The following is a 14,029-nucleotide window of genomic DNA, read 5'->3' as shown; positions in this document are numbered from 1 at the left end:
GGCGCCGCAGGAAGCGCAGGCCAGGCCGGCAGGCCGCCAGCGCTGCGCATTTACGAAACGCTTTTCCACAGCCCTGAACACGACCTATACCATTGTTTATTAATTAAAGCTTCGACTTATCAACAGTGCTCGTCCCCAGTATTGACCACAGCGGACGACTGGCCATCGCGGTATCGAGGCCACGCCCCCGCCCCGCCGGCGGCGACGACAAGCCCCACGGCTTCGAGCGGAACAATTGCGTCGGGCAGCCGAAGTCTCTACAATTTCCGGTCTTGAACCGAATCCGCCCCTGGTTCCTATCGCGGGAGCCAGGGCATTCCTGTAAGACGTTCCGTCAATAAACCACGTGGGAATCCAGTGTTATGAAACGTACCTTTCAACCCAGCGTTCTGAAGCGCAAGCGTGTCCACGGTTTCCGTGCGCGCATGGCTACCAAGAATGGTCGCGCCGTTCTGGCTCGCCGCCGCGCCAAGGGCCGCAAGCGTCTGAGCGCCTGATCTCGGATTGCGCGTGTCCGGTCATGGTTTCCCCAAGCAGCTGCGTCTGCTGACTGCCGGGGATTATCGATACGTTTTCGATCACGCTGCATTCAAGGTACATGGCAAGGGGCTGATGGCCCTGGCGTGCCCCAATGGACTGGACCACCCCCGCCTTGGCCTGGTCATCAGCAAGAAGAACGTCCGCAGGGCCGTGGATCGCAATCGCCTCAAGCGGTTCGCTCGTGAATCCATCCGCCTGCAGCAGCGCTCGCTACCCGCCGTCGACATCGTCTTGCTGGCTCGGCGTGGCGCGAACGAGCTGGACCGGGCCACGCTGCATCGCCAGTTCTTCGGCATGTGGCGCCGCCTGGAGCGTGACGTCCGTAAGTCGATGACCTCCTGACCGGATACGGAGTCTTTACTCCGCTTCGATAGCCTGTCTCGGCAGGCTATCGACCTTTCCTACATGGCAGCGGATTTCGTTCCAGCGGCATGTTCACTACCCACCGGGCAGAACCCTCATGGACGTAAAACGACTCCTATTGCTGATTCCACTGGCCGTGCTCGCCTACCTGCTGGTCGTGCAGTGGAATCAGGATTATGGCCAGGTTGCTCCTGAGCCTGACGCTCCCGCCATCACCGCACCGGCCGCCGACGAGCAGCAGGCACCTGACGAGGATGGCCTGGCGGTACCCGCCGCGCCTCGGGCGGAACAGGAGATGGCCGGCGACATGCCGGCCGAGGCGGAGCCGTCGAGCGGCACGCGCGATCTGGTCGCCGTGGTGACCGACGTGCTCGACGTTCGCATCGACCCCCAGGGGGGTGACATCGTCTACGCCGCCCTGCCCCAGCATCGCGTGGCGTTGGGCTCCGACCGCCCCTACGTGCTGCTCTCGGACAACGAGACACGCAGCTACGTGGCCCGCTCGGGACTGCAGGTGGACGGCCACGGGGGCCGCATCGGCTTCACGCCGGAGAACACCAGCTACCGCCTGGCCGACGACGAGGGCCGCCTCGACGTCGACCTTCACGGCGAGGTGAACGGCGTCGACGTGATCAAGCGCTTCTCCTTCGAACGCGGCAGCTATGCGGTCGAGGTCAGCTACCTCCTGGCCAACAACACCGAGGAGCCGATCACGGCCCGCTTCATCGGCCAGCTGGCGCGGGACAACAGCCCCGACCCCTCCAGCGGCGTCTCGATGGGCATGAAGTCCTACCTGGGGGGGGCCTACTCGTCGCCGGAAGACCGCTACCAGAAGGTCGATTTCGACGACATCCAGTCCGGCAAGTTCAACAACCGTGACGTTCAGGGCGGCTGGGTCGCCATCATCCAGCACTATTTCGTCTCGGCCTGGGCGCCGCCCCAGAACCAGCAGAACCTGCAATACGCCACCACCGATTCACGCAACCGCAGCGTGGCCGCCTTTGCCGGCCCGGTGACCTCGGTGGCGGCAGACGGCGAAGCCCGCCTGGGCGCCACGCTCTACATGGGACCCAAGGTGCAGAGCTACCTCGAGGAGGTGGCCCCCAACCTGCGCCTGACCGTCGACTTCGGCTGGCTGTGGTTCATCGCCAACCCGCTGTTCTGGCTGCTCGATCATATCCAGGACATCATCGGCAACTGGGGCTGGTCGATCGTCGTCCTGACCATCCTGGTCAAGCTGGCCATGTGGCCGCTCTCCGCCAAGGCCTACAAGTCCATGGCCCGCATGCGCAAGCTGGGCCCCGAGATGCAGCGCCTCAAGGAGCAGTACGGCGACGACCGCCAGAAGATGTCCCAGGAAATGATGAAGTTCTACCAGAAGGAGAAGATCAACCCTCTGGGCGGCTGTCTGCCGATCCTAGTGCAGATGCCGGTGTTCATCGCCCTCTACTGGATGCTGCTGGAGTCCGTCGAGCTGCGCCATGCCCCCTTCATGCTCTGGATCCAGGACCTGTCGATGAAGGATCCGTACTTCATCCTGCCGATCCTGATGGGTGCCTCGATGTTCGTGCAGCAGCTGCTCAACCCCACGCCGCCGGACCCCATGCAGGCGAAGATCATGAAGATGCTGCCGATCGTCTTCACCTTCTTCTTCCTGTGGTTCCCGGCCGGCCTGGTCATCTACTGGGTGGTCAACAACGTCATCTCGATTGCCCAGCAGTACGTGATCACGCGCAAGATCGAGAACGACCCCAGCGTGGGCAAGGCGGCCAAGAGCAAGCGCTGAGCGCACCAGGCGTCGCCCCAGACCCCAGACCCCCGCCCCGCGGGGGTCTGGCGTTTGGGGGCCCACGACGGGACAATGCCGCGTGTGACGCCGCAACCAACAGGGCCAGCCAATGTCGCATCCGCTCTATCACCAGGACACCATCGCCGCCCTGGCCACCCCGCCGGGGCGTGGCGGGGTGGGCATCATCCGCGCGTCGGGGCCGTTGTGCGCGGCGATCGCCGAGGCCATGGTGGGTCACTGCCCCGAGCCCCGGCGCGCCCACTACGGTCCCTTCCATGGCGACCGGACGATCATCGACGAGGGCATTGCCCTCTTCTTTGCCGGCCCGCACTCCTTTACCGGCGAGGACGTGCTGGAGCTGCAGGGGCATGGTGGACCGGTGATCATGGACCTGCTGCTGGAGCGCTGCGTGCAGCTCGGCGCCCGTCTCGCCAGACCCGGCGAGTTCTCCGAGCGCGCCTTTCTCAACGACAAGCTCGACTTGGCCCAGGCCGAGGCCATCGCCGACCTGATCGAGGCCAGCTCGAGGACGGCGGCCGAGAACGCCCTGCGCTCGCTGCAGGGCGAGTTCTCGCGTCGAGTGGAGGCGCTGGTACAGCGGCTGATCGAGCTGCGCATGTACGTAGAGGCGGCCATCGACTTCCCCGAGGAGGAGATCGATTTCCTCGCCGATGGCCGGGTGGCCGAGATGCTCGGCGCCGTTCAGGCCGAACTCGCCGAGGTGCGCGCCGCCGCCGGCCAGGGGGCCCTGATGCGTGAAGGCATGAGCGTGGTGATCGCCGGGCGGCCCAACGCCGGCAAGTCGAGCCTGCTCAACGCCCTCACCGAGCAGGAGACCGCCATCGTCACTGAGATCGCCGGCACCACCCGCGACGTGCTGCGCGAGCACATCCATCTGGATGGCATGCCGCTGCACGTGATCGACACCGCGGGTCTGCGCGACACGCCGGATGCGGTCGAGCGGATCGGCGTGGCCCGCGCCTGGGCCGAGATCGAAAGGGCCGATCGTGTGCTGCTGCTGGTCGACGCCGCCACCACCGATGCCACCGATCCCATGGCGATCTGGCCCGAGTTCGTCGCGCGCCTCCCCGACCCCTCCCGCCTGACCCTGGTGCGCAACAAGATCGACGCCAGCCGGGAGGCAGCGACAGCGGAGTTGTCCACGACGCCGCCGGTGATACGCCTCTCGGCGCGAACCGGAGAGGGGGTGGATAACCTGAAGGAGCACCTCAAGACGGTGATGGGATACTCCACCACCACCGAGGGACGCTTCTCGGCCCGCCGCCGCCATCTCGACGCCCTCGATCGTGCCCAGCGGGCCCTCGAGAGCGGCGAGGCGCAGCTGTCCGGCCATGGCGCCGGCGAACTGCTGGCGGAGGATCTGCGCGACGCCCAGCAGGCCCTGGGTGAGATCACCGGCGAATTCAGCGCCGACGACCTCCTCGGCGAGATCTTCGGCAGCTTCTGTATCGGCAAGTAGCCTGCTACTCCGCCACCCACCAACCGGCCGTGTAGCGGCTTGCCTCGCCCAGCAGCGGCGTGGCCCGCGCCATGGCCGCGGCGAGGCGCTCGTCCAGTCCCCACGGCGGGTTGACCACCAGCATGCCGCTGCCGTACATGCCGTGCTCCCCGCCGGGCGGGCGCAGCGTCAGCTCGCTGCGCCAGATCTTGCGCAGCCCGCCGTCACGCAGCCGCTCGAGCAGCTCGAGGTGACGCCCAGCCGGCAGCAGCGGGTACCACACCAGCACCACGCCATGACGCGCCTTGCGCATCGCCGCCAGCAGCGTACCGGCGACCTCGGCGTACTCCTCCTTGCGCTCGAAGCTGGGGTCGATCAGCACGCAGAGCCGTGGGGTGGGGACCGGCAGCGCCTGGACCAGGCCCGCCAGGCCATCGCCGTGAATCCGCCGGGCATTCGCCGGCAGCGGCTGCTGCGCCAAGTGGTCGTGCTCACCGGGGTGCAGTTCGTAGAGCCACAGCCGATCGCCGTGGCGCAGTCGCCGGGCCAGCCACCAGGGCGAACCGGGATAGACCTCGAGCCGAGGCCCGCCGTGCTGCAGGTCGGTGACGGCATCGAGCCAGCTTGCCAGCAACGGTTCGTCAGCCAGGCGACCCCGTTCCCGCCACAGCGGCAACACGCCGTGTCGATACTCGCCGAGACGCTGGGTCTCGGGCGCGTCCAGGGGGTAGACCCCGCGTCCGGAGTGGGTATCGACGAAGGTGATCGGCGAGGCCTTGCGCAGCAGGTGATCGACCACGGCATGCAGCACGAGGTGCTTGTGGAGATCGGCAAAATTGCCGGCGTGGTAGGCATGCTGGTAGGAGAGCATGAACGGTGACCTCAGGCGCAACGGAAGCGACCAGCGAACAGACCCGCCACTGGCAGTGGCGGGCCTGCAGGGCAATGTCGCGGTTGGAGGACGCTTACTGCTGCGGGAACTGCGATTCGATCGGCGTCAGCGTGATCTCGACGCGACGGTTCTGGGCCCGGCCCTCTTCGGTGTTGTTGCTCGCCACCGGCTGGCTCTCGCCGTAACCGTTCATCGAGAGGCGATTGCGTGCCACGCCTGCCTGGGCCAGGTAGCTGCCGACGGCCTCGGCGCGGCGCTCGGAGAGCCGCTGATTGTAGGCGTCGTCGCCCGTGCTGTCGGTGTGCCCGGCAATGTTGACGCGGGTATCGGTGTACTGGGTCAACACGTTGGCGACGTCGTTGAGCGCATTGCGCGCCTGCACGGTGAGATCGCTGGAATCGAAGCCGAACGTCACGCTGCTCGGCATGTTGAGCACGATGTCGTCGCCGCGGCGCTCGACGTCGACGCCGGTACCGCGCATGCTCTCGCGCAGCTGCTGTTCCTGACGATCCATGTAGGCACCGATGCCGGCTCCCGCCGCGGCCCCCACGACCGCCCCGATCGCGGCGCGATCGCGACGGCTGGTGCTGCCGTCGCCCGACAGGGCACCGGCGGCGGCACCCACAGCCGCACCGATCCCGGCTCCCGACAGGGTCTTGTTGCGCTGGGTCTGCCCCGAATAGGGATCGGTGGTGGCACAGCCGGCGAGCAGCAAGGCAGCCGCGAGGGGGGCAACGAATCGGGTAGCTTTGAGCATGGGCAATCTCCGTTCAGGGTGTCGAGATCATTTCGTGCCGGCGTCGTCCACGAGCGCCAGCAGCTCGTTCAAGAATAATAGACCTCGCGGCGAAGCCTGAAGCCTTTCACGATCTTCCACAAGAAGTCCTTTTTCATATGCCGCAGCGAGCCGTTCGCTCAGCACCGCGAGGGGGCGCCCGGTGTGGGCCGGCCAATCGGCCATGGCCACACCGTCGACGAGGCGCAGCGCGTTCATGGCGAACTCCAGCGGCAGCTCGGCGTCGTCGACCCGGCTGCTGCCGGCGACGAAGCCGCGCGGATCGCGACGCCGGCGCAGGTAGGCCTCGGGCTGGCGCGTCTTCCAGCGGCGCTCGACCCAAAGCCTCCCCGACTCGTCCACGGCGCTCAGCTTGCCGTGGCTGCCGGCCCCGATGCCCAAGTAGTCGCCGAAGCGCCAATAATTGAGGTTGTGGCGGGAGCGCCGCCCAGGCTGCGCGTAGGCGGAAATCTCGTAGCGCGAAAGGCCCGCCGCCTCGAGCCGCTCATGGCCAAGGTCCTGGATCTCCCAGAGCAGCTCCTCCTCGGGCAGCACGGGCGGGCGCGAGTGGAACTCGGTGTTGGGCTCGAGCGTGAGCTGGTACCAGGAGAGGTGCTCCGGCGCGAGCGCCAGGGCGCGCTCCAGGTCGGCCAGGGCCAGCTCGGGAGTCTGCCCCGGCAGGCCGTGCATCAGGTCGAGGTTGAGGTTATCGAAACCGGCCGTGCGTGCCTCGGCCACCGCGGCAACGGCATCGTCACCGCTGTGGATTCGTCCCAGGGCCCCGAGCTGGGCCGACTGGAAGCTCTGCACGCCGAGCGACAGCCGGTTGATGCCGGCCCGGCGATAACCAAGGAAGCGCCCCCGCTCCAGCGTGCCGGGGTTGGCTTCCAGGGTAATCTCGACCCGCTCGTCGAGCGGCAGGCGCCGCGTCAGCCCCTCGAGAAAGCGCGCATAGAAGTCGGCCGACATCAGGCTCGGCGTGCCGCCACCGATGAAGATGCTGACCAGCGGCCGGCCCGCCGCCAGCGGCAGGTCGGCATCGAGATCGTCGAACAGGGCGGCCAGGTACTCGGCCTCCGGCAACTCGGCGCCCCGGCCCACCCCGTGGGAATTGAAGTCGCAGTAGGGGCACTTGCGCACGCACCAGGGCACGTGCACATAGAGCGCCAGCGGCGGCAGTGCCGACGCCTTCCGGGTGGCTGCCGGCATCAGCGCCGGGTCGCCTCGCGCAGGGCCGCCAGCATGGCCTCGAGGGCCCGCCCACGGTGGCTGAGGCGATTCTTCTCCGCGGCATCGAGCTCGGCGACGCTCCTGCCGAGCGCAGGCAGCCAGAACAGCGGATCATAGCCGAAGCCACCCTCACCGCACGGCTGCTCGAGGATCTCCCCCTCCCAACTGCGCTGGACGATGATCGGCACCGGATCCTCGGCGTGGCGCAGGTAGACCAGCGCGCACCAGTAGCGCGCGCTGCGGGCGGCTCCCGAGACCCCCGACAGGGATTCCAGCAGCTTGGCGTTGTTGCGCGCATCGCTCTTGGGTTCACCGGCGTAGCGCGCCGAATAGATGCCCGGGCTGCCCGCCAGCGCATCGACCTCGAGCCCGGAGTCGTCGGCCAGCGCCGGCAGGCCACTGGCCCGACTGGCCGCCCGTGCCTTGAGCAAGGCGTTCTCGATGAAGGTGAGCCCGGTTTCCTCGACGTCGGTCACGCCGAAGTCGGCCTGGGGCCGGACCCGCAGCCCAAGAGGCGCGAAAAGCTGGCCGAACTCACGGATCTTGCCGGGATTACCGCTGGCCAGGACCAGCGCGTCGGTAGGGGACACGATACTTCCTCTTCAATGAAGACCCGCAGGCCATCATCTTACACGAGCCTTGAGTCGGGCTGAACCAGCCTCTCTTCCGACCGAAGGCGCGGTATGCCGAAGTTGCAGCACGATAACGAACAACAATACCGGTACGGCATATTACCCGCGCAGGCTTGTTGTGTGGGTGTTCGTAACCTATCTTTACATCCAGCCTCGAGACGATGACATTGCGGGAAGCGGTGTGACTCGGCAGTGGATCCCCCTTTGCCTCCAACGCAGCCGCCGAACCGACAAGAATGAAATCAAGTCATGGAATCTTGACCGGAAAGCCGGCAAGACCTTGGCTTGGTTAAACAATGTTATAGACCCGATACCAATCGGCTATCTAATTTAGTAAACATAAAGGGAAGGTAACGAAAAAAAACCAACGCTTGCTTTAACCTCGAAGGATTCGAAAAGGGACGAGCGATAATGGATAACAAGGCAAGACTCTTGATGGTCGGCTCGCTGAGCCACAACCATCAAGAATTCGTTGAAGGCATGCAGAAAAAAGGCTGGCGCATCGACACGGCAGGCTCCCTGTCCCAGGCCGAGGCTCGATTGAGCGAGGCTGAGTACGCCGCGGGCATTCTTTTCCTGCACGACAGCCATGATGACCTGAAGCGTATCGAACTGCTCGTCATCCGCTCGGACATGGAGTGGATGGCACTGCTCCATGAGCCGGAACCCGACGACCCGGTGCTGTGCAAGACCTTGGGCAATCTTTTCATGGCCTTTCAGCCCGAGCCCATCGACGTCGACCAGGTCGACTGCCTGATGCAGCATGCCGCGGCCATGAAACGGCTCAGGGTCGAGGAGAGAGCGGCCAAGCCCCAGGCAGCGGAATTCGAGATGGTGGGAACGGTCCCCGCCATGCAGAAGGTATTCGACACCATCAGGCGCGTCGCCTCCGTCGATGCTCCCGTCTTCATCAGCGGCGAGTCAGGCACGGGCAAGGAGCTTGCCGCCCGTGCCATACACGAGCGATCGATGCGCGCTCCGGCACCCTTCGTCGCGGTAAACTGCGGCGCCCTGCCCAGCAACCTGATCCAGTCCGAACTCTTCGGACATGAAAAGGGCGCCTTTACCGGCGCCAGCCAGATGAAGATCGGACAGATCGAGGCGGCCGCGGGGGGCACTCTTTTCCTGGATGAGATAGGCGATCTCCCCCTTGAGCTGCAGGTCAACCTGCTGCGCTTCCTGGAGGAAAAAACCATTCAGCGTATCGGTGCGGTCGATGAGATCCATGTCGATGTCCGCGTGCTGTCGGCTACCCACATGGACCTCGAGAAGGCCATCGAGGAGGGACGCTTCCGCGAAGATCTCTATCATCGGCTCAATGTGCTGCAGGTTCCCATCCCCCCACTGAGGGAGCGCCAGGAGGATATCGAGATCCTGGCCAAGTTCTTCTTCGATAAATTCATCGAAGAGAAATCCATGAAGGTTCGCGGCTTCAGCCAGGAAGCCCTGGCCCTCATGCGTCAATACTCCTGGCCGGGCAATATCCGGGAGCTGATCAACCGGGTACGCCGTGCCATGATCATGTGTGAGCAGCGCTTGATCAAACCCATCGATCTGGGCCTGGAGCGGCGCACCTTGAACCGCAACGTCGTCACGCTCGAAGAGGCGCGTAACCATGCCGAGAAGGAGGCATTGATCTGCGCCCTGCGCCGCAACAAGCACAAGGTCAAGAAGGCGGCCGATGAGCTTGGCGTTTCCCGCGTGACGCTCTATCGCCTCATGGAAAAGCACCAGCTGGCGCGCAATCGCGACGCCTCCATCTCGCTGTCGTCCGCTTGATGTCCCCTCTCGCAGGTCCCGTACCGTCCGGCGCCGCCGGCGCGGTACGGGGCGAGCCGTCACATCTGGAACGGCATGCGGAGGGTCAAGTGATCGTGCGTCGTCGGATTCCGCTCCCAGTCCACCGCTACCGAAAAGCATCTGCGCTTTGTCCGCGACCGAGGCCCATATCCTTGCCTATGTGTCGTTCTCGGCGTGATTGATGTCATGCCATTGCCTGATGGTTGTAATGCTCGAGAATGAACGCTTGCCGTCACTCGCCATGTAAGGAGCAAATGACATGCCAAAAATGTAACTCACTGTTTTAATGAGTTTTTTATTTTCTACTTTGTATGCATGTGTTGCATAAAGGTAAATTCGGAAGGGATTTCATCAGCCGCAAGGGAGGAAAAAGCGCCGACTCGCGGCGTCACGGCCTAATACTTCGGTCAACACCAGTCTCTGCAAACCTGGCGTAACCCTGTTCCGTAAAACCATCACATAATAATTATAGTTGATTGTTTTAACTGGATTTTTAAGCGAATTTCGTTTCTGGAAAGGTACTCCCTTGAACAGGCTGATATCTCTGAGACCAGCCAGCTGGTATGAGAAATTAGAACGCATGAGAATAAATGGCGACTTCTATATGCAAAAGTTGTATTAACAACTTTGCCGTTTATGGCCGAGACTCCGATAAGCACCGTAATTTTACATTTTTTTACATTTTGAAATTCGGATAAAGGAGGGGCGAGCATGGCCGCCATGGATTTCCAAATCCTTCTTGTAACCGCCATCAACCCTCAGTCGAAGCTGTTCATCGAACACCTTCAACACCAGCTGGATCATGAGGTCATTGCTGTCGACACCGAGGCCATGCCATCCATGGATGAAGGTGAGGACGTCCTGGTGATTCTCGACCTGGATCACCTGAGCGAAGCGAACATGCAGCGATGGCAGGCCGCAGCGGATGGCAAGGAGAACATCAGCCTTGCGGCATTCAATGTGCGTGACGAAGGACACGCCGTCGAACTGCTCTCGTCGCTCAATCTGCAGGGGATCTTCTATCGGAACGACAGCTTGGAGCTGATCTGCAAGGGGATCGAGGCGCTTCACAGCGGTAGCCTCTGGATGTCGCGCACCTTGATGTCGCGCATGATCCAGCTGCTGCGTCGGCAGCAGATGAACTCCTACCGCCCGGCCTGCGGCTTGACGCAGCGCGAGCTGGAGATCATCGGGCTTCTCGGCACGGGGGCCACCAACTCGGAAATCGCCGAGAAGCTGTTCGTCAGCGAGCACACCGTGAAATCCCATCTCTACAATATTTTCCGGAAAATCAAGGTTCACAACCGGCTGCAGGCGATGAACTGGGCCAGGCGCAACCTGTTCAGCGTGCCTCCCAGCTACAAGCGAGAATCGAGGCACTGAGACAGGCAAGGGAGTCGTGCCAGAGGCAGTCATTAGGGATATCCGCCATGGAAACGCCCCCCAACGTGATGTTGCTGGATCGAGCCCCCGAGCGTTCGCGCAGGTTGCTGGCGGCGCTGAACGAACAGGGTTGCATCACCACGCTCGCCGCCAGTCACCAGGAAGCGTGCCATTGCATGGCAGAGGGCAACTTTCACGTCGGACTCGTCCAGCTGCAGGGAGAGGATGCCGAGAGTCTGTCGGCCCTGGAAGGCCTCGTTCTCGACAGCGGCTTCGAATGGGTGGCCTTGACCAACGCTCGGCAAGCCAGCGATGCCCGGGTCCGGCCCGCGCTTGTCCGGTTGTTCCACAGCGTGCATGTCGGGGATGACCTGCCCGGGCTGGTCTGCCTGTTGCGCAACGTCGCCAAGCTGCATGCCGTGTCGACCCGCGCCGACACGCAGGCACGCCTGCATGTCGCCAGGAAGATCATGGTCGGCTCCACCCCCGGCATGCGTCGCGTCGTCGAGCAGATCCATGCCCTCGCCGACGTCGATGCCCCGGTGTTCATCAGCGGCGAGTCGGGAACCGGCAAGGAGCTGGCCGCCAGGGCCATCCACGAGCTTTCCTCCCGCGCCGAGGGTCCGTTCGTTGCGGTCAACTGCGGTGCCATTCCGCCCAACCTGATCCAATCCGAGCTGTTCGGCTTCGAAAAGGGGGCCTTCACGGATGCACACAGTCGTCGCACGGGAAAGATCGAAGCCGCTGCCGGGGGCACCCTGTTTCTGGATGAGATCAGCGAGCTGCCCTATGACCTGCAGGCGACCCTGCTGCGCTTCATCGAGAGCCGCCGTTTCTTTCGCCTGGGCAGCCGCAAGGAAACCCGAGCAGACGTGCGCATCCTCGCGGCAACCAACAGGGATGTGCCTGCGCTCGTGGCGGAGGGGCGTTTCAGGCTCGACCTCTTCTATCGCTTGAACGTGCTCGAGATCCTGATACCGCCGCTGCGGGAGAGGAAGCCGGATATCAAGCCACTCGTCGAGCTCTTCTTCGAACAGTTCAAGCACTACAGGCCTTCCGGCCTGACGGGCTTCAGTCCAGCCGCCATGGCGCGACTGCAGGACCACGACTGGCCGGGCAACATTCGCGAGCTGATGAATACGGTCTGCCGCGCCATGCTCATGTCGAATCCTCCCCGCATCGAGGCGGAGGACATTCCCATTGCCAACCCGGGCAAGCCACTTCAGCCACCCACTCTGGAGGAAATCCGTGAACAGGCAGAGCGCAGCACCATTCTCAACGCACTGAAGCGGAATCGCCACAACGTGGCACGCACGTCGCGGGAGTTAGGGGTCTCGCGCGTCACGCTCTACCGCCTGCTGGACAAGTACGACATCCAGCGCATCGTCGATCGACACTCATCACAACGGTTCCCCGGAACCGGGACACCAAGGGAAACGACACATGACTAGAATGCAAGCCCTGCTGTTGACCACCGCCCTGGGCCTGTCCCAGGTCGTGGTGGCCCAAGAATCCGCTACCCCGGGAGGCATCACCTCCCCCGTGGGCCAGGCCCCGGTCGAAGCACCGCCCGAGCAGCCCGAAGTCCAGGCCATCGCGGACATCGGCGGCGTGTTGACGCCGCGCGGTCGGCTGGTGCTCGAGCCGTCGCTGCAGTACTCCCACTCGGGGGTCAACCGCCTGACCTTTCGCGGCATCGAGATCCTCAGCACCCTGTTGATCGGAGTCTTCAGCGCCGAGGAGGCCGAGCGCGACATCTGGACGGCGGCGCTGACCGGCCGCCTCGGTGTCACCGACCGGCTCGAGATGGAGCTCAAGGTGCCCTATGTCTATCGCGACGATACCGTGCGAGCCACGGTCCCCACGGTCGGCGACGACAGCTTCGACATCGACCGCGACCTTTCCGGCAATGGCCTGGGGGACATCGAAGTCACCGCGCGCTACCAGCTCAACCGCGGCCACAACGGCTGGCCCTTCTTCGTCGGCAACCTGCGCTACAAGAGCGTCACCGGCGACGGCCCCTTCGACATCGCCCGCGATTCCGACGGCATCGAGAAGGAGCTGGCTACCGGCTCCGGCTTCCATGCCATCGAGCCCAGCATCACCGCCCTGTTTCCCTCCGACCCGGCGGTGTTCTTCGCCAACCTCGGTTACCTCTACAACATGAGCGACGACGTCGACATTCAACTCACCGACGAGCTGCACATCGGCGAGGTGGATCCGGGCGATGCGGTGCGCCTGAGTTTCGGCATGGCCTACGCCATCAATCCGCGGGCCTCCTTCACCCTGGGCTTCAAGAACGACTTCATCGGCAAGACCGAAACCGAGTACTTCGACGACGACGCCAGAGTGACCCAGAGCTCACGCACCCTCAATGTCGGCTCGCTGTTGCTGGGCTGGTCCTACCAGCTCAACCAGGATGTCTCGGTCAACCTGGGCCTGGAGCTGGGCGTGACCGACGACGCCCCCAACACCGTGTTAACGCTACGGGTGCCCTTCGGCTCCAACGTGTTCTGAACCACGGCCGGAGGCCCGGTGCCGACTACCGGGCCTTATTGACACTCGTGCGTTTAGCGGGCCAGGGACTCCGTGATGGCATGACGCTGCTGGGCCGCTTGCAGGGCGGGCAGGTTGTTCACCTGGACACCGATGTCGAGCCGCTGCTGGATCTCGCGCTGCGAGGCATTGCTGACCACGCTGCCGAGAATGGCGTCGCGGGTCGCCGAGTGGAACACCGAGGTGAAACCCTTGGCGTCGTTCACCACCAGGCCGGGGAAATCCTTCATTCCGGCCAGGTTGATACCGCTCGGGGTCAACTCCATGATGGCCTTGCCGCTGCCCTGCCCGACCTGGCTGACGACCTGGCCATCGATGGCGCCGTGCTGGGTGATCGTCTGGGATACGATCTCCGTGCCCGCTCCGTTGATGACGAAGACGGTGTCCATCCGCACGTTGTCGACCAGGGTCTGCAGGGTGGCCCCGAAGCTCATGTCGAGCCCGGAGATCTGGAACCCGCCGCGCAGCTCTCTCAGCTCCTCCTCGGCGAGCGGCTCCAGGTAGGCGAAGTCGGCCGCCGGCAGCGCGGCGCTGGACAGGCACAGTGACACGATGCCCAGCCAACCGAGGCACCCGGGCCGGGCAGGAAGGTCCGGCGGGGCCAGGTCAC

The 14,029-nt window shown here is 64.1% G+C and carries 13 protein-coding genes; 8 read left to right on the top strand and 5 right to left on the bottom strand.

Going from position 1 to position 14,029, the window contains the following annotated elements; genetic code table 11:
• Window positions 1-362: 362 nt before the first annotated feature.
• From rpmH to mnmE, 4 genes are all read left to right on the top strand, one after another.
• The gene (gene rpmH, locus HNO51_RS20910; RefSeq protein WP_010626003.1) at window positions 363-497 is read left to right on the top strand and encodes a 50S ribosomal protein L34; all 135 of its coding nucleotides are present in this window, start codon (window positions 363-365) and stop codon (window positions 495-497) included.
• A gap of 13 nt (window positions 498-510) precedes the next feature.
• A complete protein-coding gene (gene rnpA / locus HNO51_RS20905) occupies window positions 511-882 on the top strand; it encodes a ribonuclease P protein component (RefSeq protein ID WP_197449036.1) in 372 nt (123 codons plus the stop codon).
• A 118-nt stretch (window positions 883-1,000) separates the two neighbouring features.
• The gene (gene yidC / locus HNO51_RS20900) at window positions 1,001-2,689 is read left to right on the top strand and encodes a membrane protein insertase YidC (protein WP_209538214.1); all 1,689 of its coding nucleotides are present in this window, start codon (window positions 1,001-1,003) and stop codon (window positions 2,687-2,689) included.
• 112 nt (window positions 2,690-2,801) lie between these two features.
• Window positions 2,802-4,172 (top strand): tRNA uridine-5-carboxymethylaminomethyl(34) synthesis GTPase MnmE, encoded by a 1,371-nt coding sequence (mnmE, locus tag HNO51_RS20895; RefSeq protein ID WP_209538213.1) that lies wholly within the window; start codon window positions 2,802-2,804, stop codon window positions 4,170-4,172.
• Between the two features lie 4 nt (window positions 4,173-4,176).
• Here the strand turns inward: mnmE and HNO51_RS20890 are convergent, their stop codons facing one another.
• The 4 genes from HNO51_RS20890 to rdgB all read right to left on the bottom strand — a co-directional run bounded on the left by HNO51_RS20890 (window position 4,177) and on the right by rdgB (window position 7,638).
• Window positions 4,177-5,022 (bottom strand): 23S rRNA (adenine(2030)-N(6))-methyltransferase RlmJ, encoded by an 846-nt coding sequence (locus HNO51_RS20890; protein ID WP_209538212.1) that lies wholly within the window; start codon window positions 5,020-5,022, stop codon window positions 4,177-4,179.
• Between the two features lie 94 nt (window positions 5,023-5,116).
• A complete protein-coding gene (locus HNO51_RS20885; protein WP_197449032.1) occupies window positions 5,117-5,800 on the bottom strand; it encodes a YiaD family glycine zipper/OmpA-like lipoprotein in 684 nt (227 codons plus the stop codon).
• Window positions 5,801-5,827: 27 nt separating this feature from the next.
• Window positions 5,828-7,027 carry a radical SAM family heme chaperone HemW gene (hemW, locus tag HNO51_RS20880; RefSeq protein ID WP_197449031.1) on the bottom strand — a complete coding sequence of 400 codons (1,200 nt, stop codon included), beginning with the start codon at window positions 7,025-7,027 and terminating at the stop codon, window positions 5,828-5,830.
• Window positions 7,027-7,638: an RdgB/HAM1 family non-canonical purine NTP pyrophosphatase gene (rdgB, locus tag HNO51_RS20875; protein ID WP_197449030.1), complete on the bottom strand. Its 612-nt coding sequence runs from the start codon at window positions 7,636-7,638 to the stop codon at window positions 7,027-7,029. The genes hemW and rdgB overlap by 1 nt, the downstream gene beginning before the upstream one ends.
• 453 nt (window positions 7,639-8,091) lie before the next feature.
• On the opposite strand from rdgB, the gene HNO51_RS20870 reads away from it, so the two are divergent.
• The 4 genes from HNO51_RS20870 to HNO51_RS20855 all read left to right on the top strand — a co-directional run bounded on the left by HNO51_RS20870 (window position 8,092) and on the right by HNO51_RS20855 (window position 13,380).
• Complete coding sequence (locus HNO51_RS20870; protein ID WP_197449029.1) at window positions 8,092-9,459, top strand: sigma-54 dependent transcriptional regulator; 1,368 nt, start codon at window positions 8,092-8,094, stop codon at window positions 9,457-9,459.
• Window positions 9,460-10,191: 732 nt separating this feature from the next.
• Window positions 10,192-10,863, top strand: coding sequence for a LuxR C-terminal-related transcriptional regulator (locus HNO51_RS20865; RefSeq protein WP_197449028.1), 672 nt, complete (start codon window positions 10,192-10,194; stop codon window positions 10,861-10,863).
• A 47-nt stretch (window positions 10,864-10,910) separates the two neighbouring features.
• Window positions 10,911-12,314 carry a sigma-54 interaction domain-containing protein gene (locus HNO51_RS20860; protein ID WP_209538211.1) on the top strand — a complete coding sequence of 468 codons (1,404 nt, stop codon included), beginning with the start codon at window positions 10,911-10,913 and terminating at the stop codon, window positions 12,312-12,314.
• Window positions 12,307-13,380 (top strand): transporter, encoded by a 1,074-nt coding sequence (locus tag HNO51_RS20855; RefSeq protein ID WP_242597169.1) that lies wholly within the window; start codon window positions 12,307-12,309, stop codon window positions 13,378-13,380. Before HNO51_RS20860 ends, HNO51_RS20855 begins: the two co-directional genes overlap by 8 nt.
• Before the next feature lie 53 nt (window positions 13,381-13,433).
• On the opposite strand, the gene HNO51_RS20850 is transcribed toward HNO51_RS20855, so the two are convergent.
• Window positions 13,434-13,970: a hypothetical protein gene (locus HNO51_RS20850; RefSeq protein WP_209538210.1), complete on the bottom strand. Its 537-nt coding sequence runs from the start codon at window positions 13,968-13,970 to the stop codon at window positions 13,434-13,436.
• Window positions 13,971-14,029 lie beyond the last annotated feature (59 nt).

Origin of the sequence: Billgrantia sulfidoxydans, from assembly GCF_017868775.1 — a bacterium.
GTDB classification, from domain to species: domain Bacteria; phylum Pseudomonadota; class Gammaproteobacteria; order Pseudomonadales; family Halomonadaceae; genus Halomonas; species Halomonas sulfidoxydans.
Note: the sequence above shows the minus strand (reverse complement) of the source record. Positions and strands in the feature narration are given on the sequence as shown.